Origin of the sequence: Microbacterium sp. 69-7 (assembly GCF_001897985.1) — a bacterium.
Classification (GTDB): Bacteria; Actinomycetota; Actinomycetes; order Actinomycetales; family Microbacteriaceae; genus Microbacterium; species Microbacterium laevaniformans.
Window position 1 is genome coordinate 1 of the sequence record NZ_MKRU01000104.1, and the last position, 18,233, is coordinate 18,233.

At 68.1% G+C, this 18,233-nt stretch carries 21 protein-coding genes and 1 tRNA gene; 9 read left to right on the forward strand and 13 right to left on the reverse strand.

Annotated features, from left to right (window positions below; all coding sequences use genetic code 11):
- A partial coding sequence (locus BGN98_RS13100; RefSeq protein ID WP_288121642.1) for an IS3 family transposase occupies positions 1-636 on the forward strand: 636 nt, incomplete at its 5' end.
- On the opposite strand, the gene BGN98_RS13105 is transcribed toward BGN98_RS13100, so the two are convergent.
- Positions 594-953 carry a hypothetical protein gene (locus BGN98_RS13105; RefSeq protein WP_288121643.1) on the reverse strand — a complete coding sequence of 120 codons (360 nt, stop codon included), beginning with the start codon at positions 951-953 and terminating at the stop codon, positions 594-596. The genes BGN98_RS13100 and BGN98_RS13105 overlap by 43 nt on opposite strands.
- Positions 954-1,052: 99 nt before the next feature.
- Between BGN98_RS13105 and BGN98_RS13110 the strand changes: the two genes are divergently transcribed.
- The 4 genes from BGN98_RS13110 (at position 1,053) to BGN98_RS13125 (ending at position 4,247) form a co-directional block, all read left to right on the forward strand.
- On the forward strand, positions 1,053-1,298 hold the full coding sequence (locus BGN98_RS13110; protein WP_217585032.1) for a hypothetical protein: 246 nt from the start codon (positions 1,053-1,055) through the stop codon (positions 1,296-1,298).
- 576 nt (positions 1,299-1,874) lie between these two features.
- Entirely contained in the window at positions 1,875-2,543 is a 669-nt protein-coding gene (locus BGN98_RS13115) for an HNH endonuclease family protein (protein WP_061018327.1), read from the forward strand.
- A 14-nt stretch (positions 2,544-2,557) separates the two neighbouring features.
- Positions 2,558-2,965 (forward strand): hypothetical protein, encoded by a 408-nt coding sequence (locus BGN98_RS13120; protein WP_288121644.1) that lies wholly within the window; start codon positions 2,558-2,560, stop codon positions 2,963-2,965.
- Positions 2,966-2,978: 13 nt separating this feature from the next.
- Positions 2,979-4,247 (forward strand): hypothetical protein, encoded by a 1,269-nt coding sequence (locus BGN98_RS13125; protein WP_288121645.1) that lies wholly within the window; start codon positions 2,979-2,981, stop codon positions 4,245-4,247.
- A gap of 156 nt (positions 4,248-4,403) precedes the next feature.
- Here the strand turns inward: BGN98_RS13125 and BGN98_RS13130 are convergent, their stop codons facing one another.
- The 5 genes from BGN98_RS13130 to BGN98_RS13150 form a co-directional block, all read right to left on the reverse strand.
- Positions 4,404-4,775, reverse strand: a complete 372-nt coding sequence (locus BGN98_RS13130) for a GNAT family N-acetyltransferase (RefSeq protein WP_061018333.1) — start codon at positions 4,773-4,775, stop codon at positions 4,404-4,406.
- A gap of 84 nt (positions 4,776-4,859) precedes the next feature.
- Positions 4,860-5,777: a hypothetical protein gene (locus BGN98_RS13135; RefSeq protein ID WP_061018335.1), complete on the reverse strand. Its 918-nt coding sequence runs from the start codon at positions 5,775-5,777 to the stop codon at positions 4,860-4,862.
- A 111-nt stretch (positions 5,778-5,888) separates the two neighbouring features.
- Positions 5,889-7,136: an MFS transporter gene (locus BGN98_RS13140; protein WP_061018337.1), complete on the reverse strand. Its 1,248-nt coding sequence runs from the start codon at positions 7,134-7,136 to the stop codon at positions 5,889-5,891.
- A complete protein-coding gene (locus BGN98_RS13145; protein ID WP_061018340.1) occupies positions 7,133-7,513 on the reverse strand; it encodes an ArsR/SmtB family transcription factor in 381 nt (126 codons plus the stop codon). The genes BGN98_RS13140 and BGN98_RS13145 overlap by 4 nt, the downstream gene beginning before the upstream one ends.
- 49 nt (positions 7,514-7,562) lie before the next feature.
- The gene (locus BGN98_RS13150) at positions 7,563-8,168 is read right to left on the reverse strand and encodes a TetR/AcrR family transcriptional regulator C-terminal domain-containing protein (protein WP_061018341.1); all 606 of its coding nucleotides are present in this window, start codon (positions 8,166-8,168) and stop codon (positions 7,563-7,565) included.
- A 93-nt stretch (positions 8,169-8,261) separates the two neighbouring features.
- On the opposite strand from BGN98_RS13150, the gene BGN98_RS13155 reads away from it, so the two are divergent.
- The gene (locus tag BGN98_RS13155) at positions 8,262-9,203 is read left to right on the forward strand and encodes a cation diffusion facilitator family transporter (protein WP_061018344.1); all 942 of its coding nucleotides are present in this window, start codon (positions 8,262-8,264) and stop codon (positions 9,201-9,203) included.
- A 14-nt stretch (positions 9,204-9,217) separates the two neighbouring features.
- Here the strand turns inward: BGN98_RS13155 and BGN98_RS13160 are convergent, their stop codons facing one another.
- The 3 genes from BGN98_RS13160 to BGN98_RS13170 are packed head-to-tail and all read right to left on the reverse strand — an operon-like array spanning position 9,218 to position 12,175.
- Positions 9,218-9,910, reverse strand: coding sequence for an SDR family NAD(P)-dependent oxidoreductase (locus tag BGN98_RS13160; protein WP_061018346.1), 693 nt, complete (start codon positions 9,908-9,910; stop codon positions 9,218-9,220).
- Between the two features lie 24 nt (positions 9,911-9,934).
- A complete protein-coding gene (gene fdxA, locus BGN98_RS13165; protein WP_061018348.1) occupies positions 9,935-10,267 on the reverse strand; it encodes a ferredoxin in 333 nt (110 codons plus the stop codon).
- Between the two features lie 9 nt (positions 10,268-10,276).
- Positions 10,277-12,175, reverse strand: a complete 1,899-nt coding sequence (locus tag BGN98_RS13170) for a multicopper oxidase domain-containing protein (RefSeq protein ID WP_061018351.1) — start codon at positions 12,173-12,175, stop codon at positions 10,277-10,279.
- Between the two features lie 162 nt (positions 12,176-12,337).
- On the opposite strand from BGN98_RS13170, the gene BGN98_RS13175 reads away from it, so the two are divergent.
- The 3 genes from BGN98_RS13175 (at position 12,338) to BGN98_RS13185 (ending at position 14,303) form a co-directional block, all read left to right on the forward strand.
- Positions 12,338-12,709, forward strand: coding sequence for a DUF6153 family protein (locus tag BGN98_RS13175; RefSeq protein WP_288121646.1), 372 nt, complete (start codon positions 12,338-12,340; stop codon positions 12,707-12,709).
- A gap of 87 nt (positions 12,710-12,796) precedes the next feature.
- Positions 12,797-13,411, forward strand: coding sequence for a DUF305 domain-containing protein (locus BGN98_RS13180; RefSeq protein ID WP_061018432.1), 615 nt, complete (start codon positions 12,797-12,799; stop codon positions 13,409-13,411).
- A 58-nt stretch (positions 13,412-13,469) separates the two neighbouring features.
- Positions 13,470-14,303, forward strand: a complete 834-nt coding sequence (locus tag BGN98_RS13185) for a F510_1955 family glycosylhydrolase (protein ID WP_061018362.1) — start codon at positions 13,470-13,472, stop codon at positions 14,301-14,303.
- A gap of 30 nt (positions 14,304-14,333) precedes the next feature.
- Here BGN98_RS13185 and BGN98_RS13190 read toward each other — a convergent pair.
- The 4 genes from BGN98_RS13190 to BGN98_RS13205 all read right to left on the reverse strand — a co-directional run bounded on the left by BGN98_RS13190 (position 14,334) and on the right by BGN98_RS13205 (position 18,195).
- Positions 14,334-14,407: transfer RNA gene (locus BGN98_RS13190), tRNA-Cys, on the reverse strand.
- Between the two features lie 58 nt (positions 14,408-14,465).
- A complete protein-coding gene (locus BGN98_RS13195) occupies positions 14,466-14,780 on the reverse strand; it encodes a metal-sensitive transcriptional regulator (RefSeq protein WP_061018364.1) in 315 nt (104 codons plus the stop codon).
- 15 nt (positions 14,781-14,795) lie between these two features.
- Complete coding sequence (locus tag BGN98_RS13200; RefSeq protein WP_061018366.1) at positions 14,796-16,976, reverse strand: heavy metal translocating P-type ATPase; 2,181 nt, start codon at positions 16,974-16,976, stop codon at positions 14,796-14,798.
- Between the two features lie 25 nt (positions 16,977-17,001).
- Complete coding sequence (locus tag BGN98_RS13205; protein ID WP_082738577.1) at positions 17,002-18,195, reverse strand: FAD-dependent oxidoreductase; 1,194 nt, start codon at positions 18,193-18,195, stop codon at positions 17,002-17,004.
- Positions 18,196-18,233: the final 38 nt, after the last annotated feature.

Genomic DNA, 18,233 nt, shown 5'->3' on the forward strand with positions numbered 1-18,233 from the left:
TGGGTGGTGAACCACAAGAAGATCCAACGCCTGTGGCGTGACGAAGGGCTCCGGGTCCCGCAGCGGCGTCGACGCAAGCGCGTCGGGTCCTCGACCGTCGACGCGCCGACGGCGGACGCGCCGAACGTGGTGTGGGCGGTGGACTTCCAGTTCGACGCCGACGAGCAGGGCCGACCGATCAAGATCTGCTCGATCGTCGACGAGCACACCCGGGAGTGCATCGGTGGGCTGGTGGAGCGCTCGATTACCGCCGACCGACTCACCGCCCACCTCGAGGACCTCGTCGCCGCCCGGGGCGCCCCGGCGGTGCTCAGGTCGGACAACGGGCCGGAGTTCATCAGCGAGGCGATGGCCGACTGGGCAGGCACCCGCACCGGCCTGTCCTACATCCCACCGGGCTCGCCGTGGCGGAACGGGTACGTCGAGTCGTTCAACAGCCGGCTCCGTGACGAGTGCCTCAACATCAACAGCTTCTACTCGCTGCTGCACGCGCAGGTCGTGATCGGCGACTGGAAGGACGAGTACAACCATCACCGCCGGCACTCCTCGCTCGGCTACCTACCCCCAGTCGAGTACGCTCGGCAGTGCACCCATCAAATGGAAACCGACGACTCACAGAGCGTCCGGACCGAATGAAGGGGGCGGCCCAGGACCGCCTCGCTCAACTGCTCCTTCTCGAGGGCTTCGTGCTCGCCATCTATGTATGCGATCGAGTCCGCATCGTGTCGTGAAGGCTCGCGCTCGTCGGGGAGCCAAGTGTCGGTGATCGCAAACGCAATCCCAGGACCAACAGCCAGCTGAATCGAGATCTCATCCCGATCATCGCGGTAGCCCGAGACTGGCCAGACTGCAGAGCGCCCCGCGGCCATGAAGTCGTGCGCTGCTGTCTGAAAGGTCGAGGCCAACTGATCAGAGATGGCTATAACGATCGAGCCGTAGTGCAGGTGCTTCATGTGTGCACCATATCGGCGCACGGCGACCCGCTTGGCTCGTGGGTCGGCTCGGTAGCCTGGCTCAACAAGCAAGTGCAACCAGAATCGAGCTTCATCTTGATGAGCGACGAACTCATTCGAATCGCGCTGACCTGGCCAGTGAGCACAATCGACGGAGAGCCTTCACTGACAAGCGGCATGCTCGTCGTGCTCCGAGAACCCGGAGGCGACTTCCTCCTGAGCGTCAGTGCTGGGGATGAGAACTTTCCAGACTGCGATGAGATCCAGTTCCCGTTGTCCGCAGAACATGCGCGGCTCGTCCAACGAGCTCTCGCCGGGGAACAACTAGGCGACATCGAGGACTGACTCTGTCAGTCGTAGCTCTTGTTGCTACAGCGAGTGCCGTCGGCGTTGAAATTCTCTCTCGCAGCGGTGATGACGCGGAACCCTGGACACGTCTCGAGTTAACGGCCAGCCCTGACGCGGCATCGGTCTACCCGTCGTACCGTTCCTGCACGGTTCTCACGATTGCGCGTCGAAGCCTTGCTGAATCCGGCTACACCGCAAGTGAGAACTGATGAATAGTGCTCCCTGCAAGAAGGTACTTGCACCAGACGCCTGGGCGCTCGGCAACGCTCGCCAACGGCGCCGGCAGCTGATCGCGCTCGAGCGGACGCCCTACCCCAAAGCTGCCCGCGATCTCCTGCAGCACATCCCGTCGATCGGGGCTTGACCCCGCGCGCTCATCCGACTAGTGTTGTGCATGTCAGATACACAACTTAGGTCGACGGGGAGTTCTCGTCGACACGGCGAGCACTCTCCCGAGTGACACGCGACCGCGAGCCGGCCGGCACAGGCCCCGGCCCGCGGCCGCTCCACCCTCGCCGTCCGCGAACGGCCGGGGAACCGGCCTATATGCAGTGAGACCCGGGAGGTCACCCAATGAAGCTCACCCGCACCGCAGGCGCAGCCGCCGGCGTCGTCGGCATCGCCGCGGCCGCCGCGCTGCTGCTGTGGCCGGCCCCGCACGCCGGCGACAGCCTCTCCCCCGTCACGCTCCCCACGGCGACTTCGACAACCGCACAGTCCTCCCCAATGTCTGCCGCGGCCGAGGAGTACTCGCGGGAGGAGTTCGGCCCTCGCTGGGCCGACGTCGACCGCAACGGCTGCGACACCCGCAACGACATCCTCGGACGCGATCTCGTCGACGTCGTCCACAAGCCCGGAACCAACGACTGCGTCGTGCTCACCGGCATCCTGCACGACCCATTCACCGGGGAGACGGTCACCTTCACCCGTGTCAACGAGGGCTACCAGCCCGTGCAGATCGACCACATCTTCCCTCTCGCGGTCGCCTGGTCATCCGGCGCCGCCAGCTGGACGACCGAGCAGCGCACGCAGTTCGCGAACGATCCCGCCAACCTGCAGGCCACCACCGCCAACCAGGTGAAGGGAGACAGCACCCCGAGTGAATGGCTGCCCACCGGCGCCGCGGCCTGCACCTACGCAACCCGCTACCTCGAGGTCACCGACACCTACGCCCTCGAGATCTCCGCAGCCGACCTCAGCGCCCTCGACGAGGCGCTGACCCGCTGCCCGAGCACTCGATAACCCAGGAGACCGACATGAGCCTCACCCTCCGGCGCATCAGCGACGAGACCGGCACCAACTACACCGACCTGTTCGCTGATCTCGACCCCGACAGCTTCGACCTGCTGCCCGGCGAGCTCGGCCCCCGCGGTGTCGACGCCATGGTCCCCAACGCGCCCCACTCCCCCGGCGCCAACGCGGACGGCCCACTCGGGGCGGTCATCGTCCGGTGGATTCAGTCGCGGGTCGACACCCCTGCCGACCGATACGGCTGGCAGTACCTCGACGCCGCCGACGTCCACACCATCGCCTACCTCGACGACGCCAGCGGCGAGCTCGAGTTCATCAACATCTTCGGCCACGTCGAGCACGGCCGGCGCGGCTACCGACTGCGGACCATCGCCGACGCCCTCGGCCTGCTCATCGAGCACGACCTGCACTGAGAGGACACCACCGATGTCGACCCTCGATCTCCTCACCGACACCTTTCCGCACGGAACCCCGGACGGCTATCGTCTCGGCTGCCGCACCGCGGCGTGCCCGGCCGTCCTGCCCTGCCGTGAGGTGCACAGCCGCTACTGCGGCGACTTCACCTTCGCCAAGCTCATCGACGCCGGCGTGCCGCTGGCCGAGATCCTCGAGCGCGACGCCGCCGAGAAAGAGAGCATCCGCCACCGCGACCAGATCGCCGCCCGCAAGGCACGACGAGCAGCTGCACAGCCGAAGGCGGCGGCGCGAACGAAGACGGCGACCCGGCCTCGCGCCGCGGGAACCACGACGTCGCCCCGGCCGAAGCCGGCCGCCGCACAGCAGCCCGCTCGCACATCCCGGCCGCAGCGCCCCCACCCCGGGCACAAGTGGCTCGCCGAGGCGACCGAGGCGATCGCGCAGCTGCCGGCAGACATGCAGGCGCAGCGTCGGGAGGATCTCGCCCAGTACCGACGCGACCTCGATCGTCACGTCGCAGAGCTCGCCCAGTGGCAGGAGCGACGGGACGCGGCCCGCGCTCACCTGAAAGCCGCGGCCTCGACACTCAAGACCGCGACGATCGCCTCCGGCACCGGCCTGTCTGTTAGCGGCGCGATCGAGAACGCGCTGCACGCCGCCACCATCCAGCACCAAGCGGCGACCGACACGCTCGCGCAGGTCGACCAGCAGAAGCCTCCGGCACCGGCCAAGCCCCGCGCACCGCGGCCGCCTCGTGCGCCTCGCATCAGCAAACCCCGTCAGCTGCAGCCGCACGGCACGAACGCCTGCCGAGCTCGCGGCTGCGACCGTCCCGAGTGCATCGAAGCGGGCCGCGAGTATCACCGGATCTGGATGCAACAGCGCCGCGCCGAAAGCATCCCCCTCGAGCACCACGGCACCGCCTACGGGTATCAGCTGGGATGCAAAGACCGGGAGACCTGCCCCGCAGAGATCTCCTGCGCCGACGCCTCCCTCGCCGAAGAGCGCCGCCGGCGCCGCGAAGCCGGCATCGGCGAGCAAGCTCCTCGCGTCCTCGCCGAACCCGTCCGCGAGCACGTCCGTCAGCTGATGGCCGGCGGCATGACCGTCCTGGGCATCGCGGAGAAGGCGGGCGTGTCCAAGACCGGGGTGAAGATCCTGCTCTACGGACGCTCGGGCGCACGCAAGGGCGAACTCCCCCGCGAGATCGAAGAGACCAAGGCGCAGCGCATCCTCGCGCTGCAGCCCGCCGACGCCACCCTGGCGATCTCCGCCTGATCCCCTCGACGCCCACCCGGTAGCATCGAGGCCTGGGCACCCGTCCGTAGAGCATCCTCTGTTCGCAGTGGTGCCGCCCTCCCAGTTGTGTATCTGACAATCCGCATCTGAGTTGGCTCCGGACGGGTGCCCTTTCTCTTTGCCTGCAGACGCGGATTACTCGTCGTCGTCGTCGCCGATCGCGATAAACCGGAACTCCGGGTGCCGACGTCGCGCCGACGCCAGCAGGGCATCCATCTCCCCGGTCGCCGAGTGAGTGCGAACGGTCAGCTGCTCGCCGGAGAGCCGGTACGTCGCCAGCGCCATATCGAGCAGTCGCGTCGCTACACCCTTCCCGCGCCAAGCCTCATCGACCTCGACGTGCTCGAGGTAGAGATCCTGGTCGTCGATCCACCGCATCACGAGCGTTCCGTGCGTCACCCCGGCCCTGTCCTCCTCCCAACACGCCACCCGCGAGGGCTCTTTCCTCGCCTGCATCACCACGTACTCGTCCATGTCGCTCTCCCGTTCGATCGTGAGCACCTTCACTAAGAAATATCGGCCGCGCGGCTCCCGAACCGTGAAGCGTCCCTGTCCTCGTCGACGAGGCCCACCCACTGTGCGGCCAGACACTCACGACCCGGAGAACCACCGAGCCGGCGCGGCCGCCGCCCACTGATCCAACGCCGGCGACGAGTACCCGAAGTAACGCAGGATCAGCAGCGCGGCGTTGTAGGCGAAGAGGCACCCCAGCCTCACCTGGAAGTTGATCACCCGCGGGATCGCGGGGTAGTCGGTTGACGTGATCCCGTCTTCATCCCTCGTTGTGGACTGGAAGGCGAGCGAGATCACCGAGGGGTGCGTGTTGTCGGAGAGCACGTCGTACAGCGCTGCGGCCCCGGTCATGTGGAGCTCGAGAAAGAGACCGATCGACTTGCCCAGGGGCAGCATCGGCTCGCCGCCGATCCGCCACTCGTCAATCTGCTGCGGGTTGTCCAGAGGAGTGTCGACGTCGTCGAAGAGCTCACGGATGCGGGCGAGGAGCTCGTCGCGCTTGCCCTTGAACTGCTTCGCCCGGGGCTTGTCCCACTTGCCGGCTGTGAACCGCTGCCGCTGTATCGCCGCCAGGTGATCGAGCATTTCACGTGCGACCCTGCGGGTGCCCGCCTCCGCCTCCGGGAGCGGCTCAAGCAGCCACGCGACTCGACCGGCGTACTCGAGCTCCGATCTCACCAGCGGCCAAACACCCAGAGGAATCATCGGCTCAGCGCGCAGCAACGTCACCACGGACCGCAGCTGCAGCACGATCGCGTTGACCAGGTTGCCCGCCATCTGGCCATGGGCGTACTCGAGGTTCCGCGGCCGGTTCTCCGGGAACGCCTGCACGATCGCACGGGCGTCGAGCGCGGATGCCGAGTCCGGTGCTGCGCCGGCACCGGACTGAGCCGAATCCTCGTGCCATGCGGCGATGAGCGCCTCGCACACCTCCGCGAGCTTTATCGGGCTCAGGTCGCCGTCGTCGCTCGCCGCCGCCCGGTCGTAAGTGGTCATCTACCCAATTCCTTGTCGTCGTTGTCGCTGTAATCCGCTACAAGATGTCCAACCCCGGCCCAGTAGTTCTCAGTCGCAATAAGCCTCGAGGACCACCTCGATCAAGGCCATTTAGAGCCTCCGCTGCACTACCGCCTCGTCTATGTGCGCGGCGGAAAGGGCGGTTCTGTGGAGGACGGTGACGGCGATCGCGCCAAGGATCGCGAGTCCGAGGAGCGCGATGGCGGCGATCGGCAGGCCGATGGCGCCGAGCCATCCGGCGATCGGGTAGCTGATCAGAAAGCAGCCGTGGGACAGGGCGAACTGAGCGGTGTAGACCAGGTTGCGGTTGGCGGGGGTGGATGCGTCGGCGAGAAGCCGCGACGAGGGGGTATTGATCAGTGATGTGCTGGCTCCGAGGAGCGCCCAGGTGGCGAGCAGCGCCCACCACCCCTCCCCCGTCGATACCGCGACGACCGTCATGGCGACAGCGGCGCCCATGGCGGCGACGAGGAGCCAAGCACCGATGCTCATGGTGCGGAGCACTCCGATTCTGTCCACGATCCAGGGGACGTTCAGCGCGACGACGAGGGACCCGACACCGTACGCGCCGAGCGCGAGGGCGAGCGCGGAGTCATCGAGGCCGAACACGCCCTTGGCGTAGACGACGGAGTTGACCAGGACAATCGCGGTGCCGGCTGCGACGACGATGTTAGCGGCCATCAGGAAGCGGAGGCTGGGGGTGCGGGCGAAGACGCGCAGGCCGGTGGGCAGCCGTTCCCAGAAGGTACCGGTGATCGCCTCCGGGACGTGAGCGGGGAGGCGGGCGATGAGGACGAGGGTGGCGGAGGCTGCGAAACCGAGCGCGGTGCCGATGAACAGGTTGTTGTAGCTGATCACGGTGAGCAGGGCTGCGGCGATGACAGGGCTGAGGATCGAGTCCAGGTCGTAGGCGAGGCGGGAGAGCGCGAGCGCACGGGTGTACTGCTGGAGGTCGGGCAGCACGCTCGGGATGAGCGATTGGAACGCGGGGGTGAAGGTCGCAGACGCGGATTGCAGCACGAACACGAGCAGGTAGATCTGCCAGGTGTCCTGGACGAAGGGCAGGGTGAGCGCGATCGCGAGTCGGACCGCGTCGGCGCCGACCAGGACGGCCTTTTTGGGGAGCCGGTCCACGAGCGCTGCGACCAGGGGTGCGACGCCGACGTAGGCGACCATCTTGATCGTCAGCGCGGTGCCGAGCACCGATCCGGCGGCGTCGCCGGCGATCTGGAACGCGAGCAGTCCGAGGGCGACGGTGAGCAGCCCGGTGCCGACCAGGGCGATGACCTGGGCGAAGAACAGCGCCCGGTACGTGCCGTTGCGGAGGACGGTGATCATGACGGCCCGGGTCGGGTGGTGTCGGCTTCGGTGTGGTGGTGCGGGACGGTGCCGCCAAGGGAGTGCTCTGCTTGGAAGATCGCGTCCGTGACGAGCTGGCGGGCGTGTTCGTCGGCGAGGGCGTAGAAGACGCGGGTGCCGTCTTGCCGGGTGGTGACCATGCGGGCCAGGCGCAGCTTGGCCAGGTGCTGGGAGACGGCGGCCGGGGACTTGTCGACGATGTCGGCGATGTGGTTCACGGACAGCTCCCCCGCCCCGTCCAGCGCGAGGATGATCCGCACGCGGGTGGCGTCGGCGAGCATGGTGAAGACCTCGACGGCGAGCTCGACGTACAGGCTGTCGGGGTCGCGACCGCACGTCTTGTTATCTGCATCCATACGCAGATTATTTCATATGGAGGGCGCGGCCGGCAGCTGACGAGAATGCTCAGTCGAGATGACGCGCGCGATGCAGCAGAGCATCCATGCCGAATTCGAGGTGCGCGGCGACGTTGTCGCCGAGGAAGAGATCGCGGACGCTGGTCAGGGCGGGGAACGAATGCGAGGCGAGTTCCTGCTCGAAACGGTGGGCGCCGTCCTCAGGGGTGGTCTGCTCTTCGTGGACGAGGCCGACCACGAGGTAGTTGAGACTCCAGAAGGTGGTGACCGCGAGGTCGGGGTCGACGCCGGCATCGAGCAGCGCGGCGATCACCGCCTCCCCCAGGCGCAGGGTGTTGGTCTCGGAGACCCGCGTGCCCGAGACGAGGTGCGCGCCGTCGCGGTGGTTCAGCAGGACCTGACGGTAGCGGCGGAAGATCTCCTTGACCCGGTCGATCGGCGGGTGCGGGAGGTCGTCGAAGGAGAGCTCGCCGAGGATGGCGTCGGCCATCAGGTCGAGCAGGCGCGCCTTGCTTCCCACCTGCAGTGACACCGAGTTGAGGTGGACGTCGAGGTGTCGGGCGATCCCCCGGAGGGTGATGGCGTCCGCTCCGTCGCGATCGAGCAGGAGCAGGGCGGCGTGGATGACGTCGCGGCGGGACAGTCGGTCGGCCACAGGGTTCTCCTCGGGGTTGGTCAGTGACCAACATTGTAGTAGCTTGGTCACCGACCAAGAGTGTTGGTCACTGACCAAGTGAGGGAGCAGGACATGGGTGCGGGTCACAATCACGGTGCGCCGGCGAGCGAGGCGGGAGCGCCTGGGGATCACCGGGCACGTCTGTGGATCGCGTTTGGTCTGACGACGACGATCGTGGTCGCGCAGGCGATCGGGTCTGTCGTCACCGGCAGCCTGGCGCTGCTGACGGACACCGCCCACGCGATCACCGACGCATCCGGACTGCTGGTCGCGCTGATCGCCGCGACCTTGATGCTGCGGCCGGCCAACCCGAAGCGGACCTGGGGGTTCCGGCGGATCGAGGTGATCGCCGCGCTCGGACAGGCCGCGCTGCTGCTGGTGGTCGGCACCTACGCCGCCATCGAGGGCATCCGGCGTCTGTTCGAGCCGCCGGAGGTCGCCGCCGGCGAGATGCTCGTGTTCGGCATCGTGGGACTGGCCGCGAATGTCGTGGCGATCGTGATCTTGTCGTCGAGCCGCGGCGCGAACTTCAACATGCGTGCCGCGTTCCTGGAGGTGATCAACGATGCACTCGGCTCCCTCGGAGTGATCGTGGCCGCGATCGTGATCGCCACGACCGGCTTCCAGCAGGCCGACGCGATAGCGGGCCTCCTGATCGCCGGGCTGATCGTGCCGCGCGCGATCATCCTGATGCGTGACACCACCCGGGTGCTCATGGAGTTCACCCCCGCCGGGCTCGACTTGGACGAGGTGCGCCGGCATATCCTCGAGCTCAAGCACGTCACCGACGTACACGACCTGCACGCGTCGACGGTCGCGACGGGCCTGCCCACCCTGACCGCCCACATCGTGGTCGAGGACGAGTGCTTCACCGATGGGCATGCCGCAGAGGTGTTGCACGAGGTCCGCGAATGCGTGGCCGGGCACTTCCCGGTGTCGATCCAGCACTCGACCTTCCAGGTCGAGACCGCGCACCTCACCGAGGACGAGTCGGCCCTGGTCCGGCACCGCTGAGCGCGGCTAGCAGCTCACGGGAGCAGTGTCTCGAAGGCCCCGCCGTGCTGATGCCGGTCCCAGATGGAGCCGGCGATCTGGGCGGCGTCGATGCTGGGGAAGCTGCCGTCCGCGTTCCATTCGGCGGCGGCGTCCGCGGCGGCGCTGCCCTCGATCATCGCGGCGACGAAGGTTGCCCCGACGAACACATCGCCGGCGAGCTCATCGCGCAGGGTAGCGAGGTAGTTGCGGGCGGCGGCCATCGCCGGGGCGGGACCACTCATCCCGGCGGGTGCGCCCAGGGCGCTGGCGCCGTTGACGTAGAAGATCGCACCGTGCTCGCTACCTCGGAGGTCCGCCAGGGTGAGTTGAACGGTGGTGATCAGCGGGTAGAGGAACAGGTCCGCGAAGGTGCGGGCCTGTTCGCTGGTGAGATCTGCCGCCGGGACGAATCCGTCGTCGGAGGCCGCGGTGAAGGCGATCGCGTCGATCCGCCCGAGCCGCTCGCGCACCTGGTCGATGACCGTGCGCAGCTCGTGCGGGTTTGTGATGTCGGCGGGGAACGCGGCGATCTCGCCGCCGTTGCGGCGGATGCTGTCGGCCAGAGCGGTGAGCGGGTCGGATCGGCGGGCGACGAGGGCGACGTTCCAGCCTTCGGCGGCGTAGGTGTGTGCGAGGGCGCGGCCGGTGCCGGGTCCGGCGCCGAGGATGAGCAGGGTGGCGGTCATGGGTGTCCTTCGGGGTGGGGTGGGTCAGTCGAGGCCGCGCGGGTGCTGCAGCGGGAGGGCAGCGACAGTGGGGTGGTCGAGACCGAGAACACCGGTCTTGGCGGCACCGCCGGGTGAACCGAGCTCGGTGAAGAACTCGACGTTGACGGTGTAGTAGTCGGCCCACTCGTCGGGGAGGTCATCTTCGTAGTAGATCGCTTCGACCGGGCAGACGGGCTCGCAGGCACCGCAGTCGACGCATTCGTCGGGATGGATGTAGAGCATCCGGTCGCCCTCGTAGATGCAGTCCACCGGGCACTCGTCCAGACAGGCGCGGTCGGTGACGTCCACGCAGGGCAGTGCGATCACATAGGTCATCAGTAGGGTCTACTCGGTGACGTTGATGATCATCGTGAGCCCGCCGGCGCCGTCGGTCTCGACGTTGTTGTTGGTCGTGTGGTGGTTGATGTGGCAGTGGATGAGCCACTTGCCGGGCTCCAGCGCCTCCCAGATCACGTCGTAGCGTTGACCGGGCCCGATGTTGATGGTGTCGGCTTTGAATTGTTGGTCTTCGGCGAGGGATTCACCGTCGCGGGCGACGACGGTGAACGGGCCGCCGTGGATGTGCATCGGGTGGATGCCGACGGTGTTCGAGCCGATGAAGCGGACCCTGAGGGTCTCGCCAACTTTCATGTCGATGGTTTCGGTGGCCGGGTACGCCTTGCCGTTGATGGTGAAGTAGTTCGGCATCCCTCCTTCCATCGGCATCGCCGGATAGGTCAGGCCTTCTCGGTTGAGCCATTCCTGCAGCTGGATCGTGTAATCGTGATCTGCTGGTGGCTGCTGGGACGGGTCGGCCGGGTCGATGATGAGGGCCCCGTAGAGGCCAAGGGATTGCTGCCGGTCGGCGTGGTCGTGGGAGTGGTAGAAGAAGGTGCCCCACTGCTTGACGGTGTACTCGTAGCTGTACGTGTCACCGGGCTCGATCGGGTCCTGGGTGATGCCGGCAGGGCCGTCCATCTCGTTGGGGACGTCCAGGCCGTGCCAGTGCACAGTGGTGGTTTCGCCGAGCTTGTTGGTGACGTCGATGCGGATCCGGTCGCCTTGGGTGAAGTTCAGCCGGGGCCCGGGCACCTGCCCGTTGTACGCGTATGCGTCGACGGCAACACCAGGGAGGATCTCCCATCGGATCAGGGAGACAGTGAGCTCGTAGATCTTCACGCCATCCTCGATCCGGGAAGGCTCGAGGACCTCGTCACCACGGGTGTCCACGTCGTAGGCGCTGGTGACGTCCCGCGGATCGACCGCAGCCATGTCCTCCATCGCCTCGGCGGGAGTGTCGCGGGTCATGATCATGCCCGGCGGCATGATCAGACCTCCGACGTCTTCGGCGCTGAGGGTCATGTTGACCGCGTTGGCGGGGGCGACCATGCCCACGATCAGTGCGATCGTCGCGAACGAGGCAACGACGGTCAGCTGCGGCACAGTGACCTTGCTTGCCCCATTGGGCTGATGCTGCTCATGCTCGGATGGCTGTTGCGCATCGTCATGCCCCGCTCCGGATCCGGCGGCCATCGCCGCGTGCCCGGCGTGTTCAGGCTGCGGATCGGTGGCCGGCTCCTTGCGCTGAGTCATCAGTCCGTGCTTGATGCCCTTCTTCACCATCCACACGTTGGAGGGGTAGGCCAGCGCAAAGCCGGCGGCAACACCGACGGACATCACGGCCCAGAAGATGAGTTCAGTGGGGACCATGGCCCGCATGTCCCGCCCCATCATCAGCAGCGACATCACCGGCGCCATCCCGGCCATCATGAAGTTCATGCTGATGAATTCCGGCAGGAACGAGCGGCGCACGTTCTGCCAGTAGGTGCCTCCCATCATGTTCTTCATGAACAGGGCCTGGAAGATGAAGAGCCCGAAAGCGAATCCGGCGATGTACTCGATGATCAGATCGAGCCACATCGGCAGGCCCAGGGTAGAGACGATCACCGCGGCGGCGATGATTCCCGTCGCGTCTCCGGCCACGCAGTGAATGGTCGATCCGATGCCCTGCTTCCAGAGGGGCTTTGTGAACTCTTCGTGCTCCCCCGGCCGTGGCTCCTTGTCCGCCAGGACATATAGGAGCGCACCGATGGGTCCGAGGTAGAGGGTGACGAGGATAAAGCCCCACTTCATCACGGTGGGCTCGGGGTTGCTTCGGAACTGGTCGACGCCGACCCAAAGGGTACTGATGGCTACAAGGACGAACCAGCCGACCAGGAAGTAGTCGATGGGTTGGATCAGCATGGCGCTCCTTTTCGCCGAGCCGGTCGGTGCGAAGGAGGCTCAGACCCGTATAGCCTACCCCCGCAGGGTACCCACGATTGGTGGTGTGCCTGCTCGTGCCCCTGGCTCCTCCTGTCCGCGCTGCGTACCCGGCTGCCGCGTTCGACGCGGTGGCTGCTCCTGGTGTGCTTCGCGGCCGCGATCATCGTCGGGCTGATGGGCATGCACACCCTGGCCTCCTCCCACGCGCCGGCGATGTCGTCGACGGCGGAGATGACCGGCGCCACCGTTCCCGAGGGTCATCACGGCGCAGCCACTGCCCCGGTGGACGACGCGGGGCACGGGTGTGTGACGTGCAGCCCGGAGGGCGGTCACGACGCGCTGATGGTGATGTGCGTGCTGGCGCTGCTGGCGACGGTGCTGCTCCTCCTGCTCCCTCGGCTGATCCGCGGGACACCGCAGGAACGGGCCACATGGTGGCCGGTGATGTTCGTAGCGCGGCCGGCTCCGAGCCGCCCGCCTTCACTGCGGGAGTTGTCGATCAGTCGGACGTGAACGCGCCGGACCCCGCCGTCCGGTGGGGTTTGTTGCCGTGCCCGTTCGCGGGCGTTCACGTACACCCAAGAGAAGGACTGATTGATGATGATGAAGAAGAAGCTCCGCACCGCAGCACTCGTCGCCGTTCCGCTGGCGACGGCCCTGTTCCTCGCTGGGTGCGCCGGCAGCGGCGACTCGATGCCGGGCATGGATCACGGCGGCGGGTCCTCGTCGGCGCCATCGGAGTCCGCAGAGGCGGACTTCAACATGGCCGATTCGATGTTCGCGATGATGATGATCCCCCACCACCAGCAGGCGGTGGAGATGAGCGACATGATCCTCGCCAAGAGCGACGTCGACCAGCAGGTGCTGGATCTGGCGCAGCAGATCAAGGATGCGCAGCAGCCGGAGATCGACACGATGCAGGGCTGGCTCGATGACTGGGGCATGTCCGCCGACGATATGGACATGGGCGACATGGACCACGGCGGCGGGATGATGTCCGAGGAGGACATGGCGCAGCTGGAGGCCGCGACCGGCGCCGACGCTGCCCGGATGTTCCTCGAGCAGATGATCGAGCACCACAAGGGCGCGATCGAGATGGCCGAGACCGAGCTGGCCGACGGGAAGAACCCGGACGCGAAGGAACTGGCCCAGGCGGTGGTGGACACGCAGTCCGCGGAGATCACCACCATGGAAGATCTGCTCGCTCAGCTCTGAGGCACCCCGGTGGGGCGTCACCGATGGTGGCGCCCCACCCTGATCGTGGAGGGTGCATATGCGCGTCCGTTTCAAGGCGGCGGCCGTGATCGCCGCCGTCATGTCCGTGCCTGTCGTGTTGGCGGGGTGCGCGAGCACGCCCGCGTCGACAGGGGAAGAACACACCGCGTTGTCCACGCATGTGCACGCGGTGGTCGTGGACCCGGAGACGGGGCAGCTGCTGCTGGGCACCCACGAGGGCATCTACGAGGTGTCCGAATCGGGTGAGCTCGGCGGCCGGGTCAGTACCGCCGACTTCGACGCGATGGGGTTGACGGCGACGTCGCAGGGCCTGATCGCGTCCGGGCACCCGGGCCCGCAGACCCCCGAAGAGTGGGGAGCACCGAATCTGGGAGTGATCCGCAGTGTCGACGGCGGCGCGAACTGGGAACCCGTCGCGTTCACCGGGGAGAAAGACTTCCATGCGCTCACCGCGGGCGCCGATGACACCGTGTACGGGTTGGCGACCGACGACACCGACCTGTTGCGCAGCGTCGATGCCGGCGCCACCTGGACTCCGACGGGCGCGCAGGTGCCGGCGGTGAGTTTGACCGCGGATGCCAGCGGCCGGGTGGTCGCGGCGACCGCGGACGGGGTGACCGTGAGCACGGACCGGGGGGCGTCGTTCTCGGCGTGGCCGGATGCGCCGCTGCTGTACACGCTGGGAGCGTCCCCGGATCGGAAGCGGCTGGTCGGGGTCGGCACCGATGACCGGATCTGGGTGCTCGGGTCCGGGGAGGACCAGTGGCGGGAGGCCGGCACGGTGCACGAGCAGGCGCAGGCGGTGGGGATCGACGCGGACGGCCGGGTCGTCGTGGTCGACGCCAGCGGCATCACCGTGCTGCCCCAGTAGCGGGGGCCGCACGGCGGCTGCGGTGACGGGTGGAGGTGCCTACGGGAGTCGAACCCGTCTGGGCGGCTTTGCAGGCCGCTGCCTCGCCGCTCGGCCAAGGCACCAGGTTCCGCCCCGACGTGGGGCGGGGGGATGCCGGACGGGTCGTCCGTCTGGTCCGGGTTAGGACCGGACCAGACGGGCGATCGCGTCGCTGGCTTCCTTGATCTTTTGCTCGGCCTGGTCGCCGTCCATCCGTGCTGCGTCGATCACACAGTGCTTGAGGTGATCGTCGAGCAGCCCGATCGCGACGGCCTGCAGGGCGCTGGTGAGAGCGCTGATCTGGGTGAGGATGTCGATGCAGTACTTCTCGTCATCGACCATCTTCGAGATCCCGCGCGCCTGACCCTCGATGCGCTTGAGCCGGTTCAGGTACTTGTCTTTGTCGGTGATGTACCCGTGAGTGGTGTGCGTCGTGTCGACGGTGGGTGTGGACATGGCCGGTTCCTTCGGTCAGCGGTCGAGGACCGCGCGGGTGCTCGCTTCGGGTGTGAGGTCGATTCGGCGCAGCAGCTGCGCGTTCAGGGCGACCACGACGGTGGACAGCGACATCAGGATCGCACCGACCGACATGGGAAGCACGAACCCGATCGGGGCCAGCACGCCGGCGGCGAGCGGCACGGAGATCAGGTTGTAGCCTGCAGCCCACCACAGATTCTGCTTCATCTTCCCGTACGCCGCGCGGGAGAGCTGGATCACCGACAGCACCGACCGGGGGTCGGAGCTGGCGAGGATTACCCCGGCGGAGGCGATGGCGACGTCCGTGCCGGCGCCGATGGCGATGCCGACGTCGGCCTGCGCGAGGGCGGGGGCGTCGTTGACGCCGTCTCCGACCATGGCGACCTTGCGGCCTTCCTTCTGCAGCTCGGCGACCTTGCTGGACTTGTCCTCGGGGCGCACGTGCGCGAACACCCGGTCGATGCCCAGCTCGCTGCCGACGGCGTTCGCGACGGCTTCGGCGTCGCCGGTGATCATGACCACCTGCACGCCGAGCTTGTGCAGCGCCTCGACGGCTTCGCGGGACTCGGGACGGATCTCGTCGGCGAGCTTGAGCCCACCGATGACTTTCCCGTCACGGGTGACGTGCAGGATGATTGCGCCCTCACCACGCCAGCTGTCAGCCTGGTCGACCTCACGGGCGCCGACCTCCTCGAGCAGGCGGGGGCCGCCGACGCGGATCTCCGCACCGTCGACGGTGGCGGTGACGCCCACCGCCGGTGAGGAGCTGAACCCGGTCGCCTTGGGCAGGGTGAGGTTCTTCTCCTGCGCGGCACGGACGATGGCCTTGGCGAGCGGGTGCTCACTGTCGGCCTCGGCCGCCGCGGCGATCGCAAGCACCTGGTCAGCGTCCAGGTCACCGATCGGCTCCACCGCCGAGACGGTGGGCTCACCCTTGGTGAGGGTGCCGGTCTTATCGAACAGGACGGTGTCGACGGTGCGCATGCTCTCCAGCGCGAGCCGGTCCTTGACCAGCACCCCGCCGCGGGCGGCGCGCTCGGTGGCGATGGAGACCACCAGCGGGATCGCCAGGCCCAGCGCGTGGGGGCAGGCGATGACCAGGACGGTGATGGTGCGGATCACGGCTTCGTCGGGGTTGCCGACGAGGGTCCACACCACCGCGGTGATGGCGGCGGCGATCAGTGCGAACCAGAACAGCAGGGCCGCGGCACGGTCCGCGATCCGCTGCGCACGGGAGGAGGAGTTCTGCGCCTCGGTGACCAGCCGCTGGATGCCGGCGAGGGTGGTCTCGTCGCCGGTGGCGGTGACCTCCACGCGCAGCCCGGAGTCGGTGGCGACGGTGCCGGCGGTGACCGGGTCGCCGGTGCCGCGGGCGACCGGGCGGGATTCGCCGGTGACCATGGACTCGTCCATGTCGGCGCGGCCGTCGACGATCTTCCCGTCGGCGGGGACGCTGCCGCCGGGGCGGACCACGACGACATCCCCGACGGCCAGGTCGGCGGGTGAGACCTTGACGATCTGGTCTCCTTCGACTCGCTCGGCCTCATCGGGCAGCAGCGCGGCCAGGGTGTCGAGGGCGGAGCTGGTCTGGGCGAGGGAGCGCATCTCGATCCAGTGACCGAGCAGCATGATCACGATCAGCAGCGCCAGCTCCCACCAGAACTCGAGCTCGTGGTGCAGCAGCCCCAGCGTGGCGCCCCAGGACGCGAAGAACGCGACCGTGATCGCCAGGCCGATCAGCAGCATCATCCCGGGCTTGCGCGAGCGCAGCTCGCTGACCGCGCCGGTCAGGAACGGCCACCCGCCCCACACGTACATGACGGTGCCGAGCACCGGGGCGATGAACCGGGCCCAGCCGGGGACCTCGTAGCCGAGGATCATCGCGAACATCGGGGAGAACGCCACCACGGGGACGGCGATGATCAGGTTGATCCAGAACAGCCGCCGGAACTGGCCGACGTGGTCGCCGTGCCCGGCGTGCCCGCCATGGCCTCCGCCGTGGCCGGAGTGGTCCATCTGGCCGCCGGCGTGCTGGCCGTGGCTGGGCTGCACGTCGTGCCCGGTGTGGGTGTCGTGCTGCGTGGGCGGCTCCGGGGTGTGGTCGCCGTGCTCGCCGGTGGCGGTGGCGGCCTTGCCGGTGGGGTGGTTGGTGTGGTGTGCGTGCGGGTCGGTCATCAGTTCACTTCCCTGTGCCTAGCGGTTATTTCGAGTCTGCCGTGCCGGTCCCGGTGGAGGCGAGGGCCTCCGCGTCGGGGCCGGTCGGGGTGTGCAGCTTGGGCATCCAGCCGAAGACGGCGGGGGCGGCGTCCAAGCCGAGGACACCGACGGGGACCGGGCCGTGCTGGCGGATGACCACCAGCGGCTCGGAGCTGTCGATGCGGGTGTCGGTGCGGGTGTCGGTCAGTCCGGCGCCGGCGATCATCGCGCCGTGGACTGTGGCGGTGAACGGGGCGCGAGGCTGGTAGCTGCCGGGCTGCTCCCCCGCGCCGAGATCGGCGAGCAGGGTGCGGGCGGCGTGCTCGCCCTGCGCGGCCGCGTCGGACCAGTGATCGATCCGCCACGCCCCGAGGGCGGGGTCATCGTGCACGGCGACGCCGCCGGCGGCGTAGACGTGCGCGGCCGCGGTGCGCAGGCTCTCGTCGACCGGCACGGGTCCGTCCCACGGGGATGGTGCGGTGGGGGTGGTGCCGTGGGCGATGAGGAGGAGGTCGGCGGGCAGGGCGGTGCCGTCGTCGAGGGTCAGCTCGAGCCGGTCACCGCTCTCCTGTACCCCGGTGAGAGTGCGGCCGAACGCGGTGTCCAGATTCGCGTGGTGGGCGTCGTTGAGGCGTTCCGCGAGCTCGGCGCCGAATACCCGGACGCCCGGGGTGGTGTCGCGGGTGAGGAGGGTGACCTGGTGGCCGCGTTCGCGCAGCAGTGTCGCGGTCTCCGCGGCGACCAGCCCGGCCCCGGAGATCACGACCTGTGCGGGCCGCCCGAGCCCGGCGATCAGGTCGCGGACGGTGATCGCGTCTTCCAGGGAATGCAGCGTGGTGATCCGAGCTGTTCCCGTGGTGGCACCGGGGATGGTGTCCTCCAGGAGCCGCGGGGTGCTGCCGGTGGCGAGGATGAGGGCGTCGTAGTGCTCGACGCGGCCGGACGCGAACCGGACGGTCTTGTTCTCCGGGTCCACGTCCACCGCTGTGTCCGCCTCGGCGGCGACACCGGGGATGGCGGCTTGCTCGGGGGTGAGCAGCCCCACGGCGACGCCCTTGTTGACCAGGGTGCGGTTGTAGGGGGTTTCGCCGGTGCGCCCGATCAGGGTGACGGTCACCGTGTCCGTGCCCGCGAGGACGCGGGCGGCGGCTGTGCCGGCGGCGCCGGCACCCAGGATGAGGATCTTCTGGGGTGACATGTCGTTCCTTGAGAGGGTCTGTGGGGCCCGGATGTTCC

What these genes read in the sequence shown, in the direction of transcription:
- BGN98_RS13105 (WP_288121643.1), bottom strand. Translation starts at nt 953, where the DNA reads ATGAAGCACCTGCACTACGGCTCGATCGTTATAGCCATCTCTGATCAG.
- BGN98_RS13110 (WP_217585032.1), top strand. Translation starts at nt 1,053, where the DNA reads ATGAGCGACGAACTCATTCGAATCGCGCTGACCTGGCCAGTGAGCACA.
- BGN98_RS13115 (WP_061018327.1), top strand. Translation starts at nt 1,875, where the DNA reads ATGAAGCTCACCCGCACCGCAGGCGCAGCCGCCGGCGTCGTCGGCATC.
- BGN98_RS13120 (WP_288121644.1), top strand. Translation starts at nt 2,558, where the DNA reads ATGAGCCTCACCCTCCGGCGCATCAGCGACGAGACCGGCACCAACTAC.
- BGN98_RS13125 (WP_288121645.1), top strand. Translation starts at nt 2,979, where the DNA reads ATGTCGACCCTCGATCTCCTCACCGACACCTTTCCGCACGGAACCCCG.
- BGN98_RS13135 (WP_061018335.1), bottom strand. Translation starts at nt 5,777, where the DNA reads ATGACCACTTACGACCGGGCGGCGGCGAGCGACGACGGCGACCTGAGC.
- BGN98_RS13140 (WP_061018337.1), bottom strand. Translation starts at nt 7,136, where the DNA reads ATGATCACCGTCCTCCGCAACGGCACGTACCGGGCGCTGTTCTTCGCC.
- BGN98_RS13145 (WP_061018340.1), bottom strand. Translation starts at nt 7,513, where the DNA reads ATGGATGCAGATAACAAGACGTGCGGTCGCGACCCCGACAGCCTGTAC.
- BGN98_RS13155 (WP_061018344.1), top strand. Translation starts at nt 8,262, where the DNA reads ATGGGTGCGGGTCACAATCACGGTGCGCCGGCGAGCGAGGCGGGAGCG.
- BGN98_RS13160 (WP_061018346.1), bottom strand. Translation starts at nt 9,910, where the DNA reads ATGACCGCCACCCTGCTCATCCTCGGCGCCGGACCCGGCACCGGCCGC.
- fdxA (WP_061018348.1), bottom strand. Translation starts at nt 10,267, where the DNA reads ATGACCTATGTGATCGCACTGCCCTGCGTGGACGTCACCGACCGCGCC.
- BGN98_RS13170 (WP_061018351.1), bottom strand. Translation starts at nt 12,175, where the DNA reads ATGCTGATCCAACCCATCGACTACTTCCTGGTCGGCTGGTTCGTCCTT.
- BGN98_RS13180 (WP_061018432.1), top strand. Translation starts at nt 12,797, where the DNA reads ATGATGAAGAAGAAGCTCCGCACCGCAGCACTCGTCGCCGTTCCGCTG.
- BGN98_RS13185 (WP_061018362.1), top strand. Translation starts at nt 13,470, where the DNA reads ATGCGCGTCCGTTTCAAGGCGGCGGCCGTGATCGCCGCCGTCATGTCC.
- BGN98_RS13195 (WP_061018364.1), bottom strand. Translation starts at nt 14,780, where the DNA reads ATGTCCACACCCACCGTCGACACGACGCACACCACTCACGGGTACATC.
- BGN98_RS13200 (WP_061018366.1), bottom strand. Translation starts at nt 16,976, where the DNA reads ATGACCGACCCGCACGCACACCACACCAACCACCCCACCGGCAAGGCC.
- BGN98_RS13205 (WP_082738577.1), bottom strand. Translation starts at nt 18,195, where the DNA reads ATGTCACCCCAGAAGATCCTCATCCTGGGTGCCGGCGCCGCCGGCACA.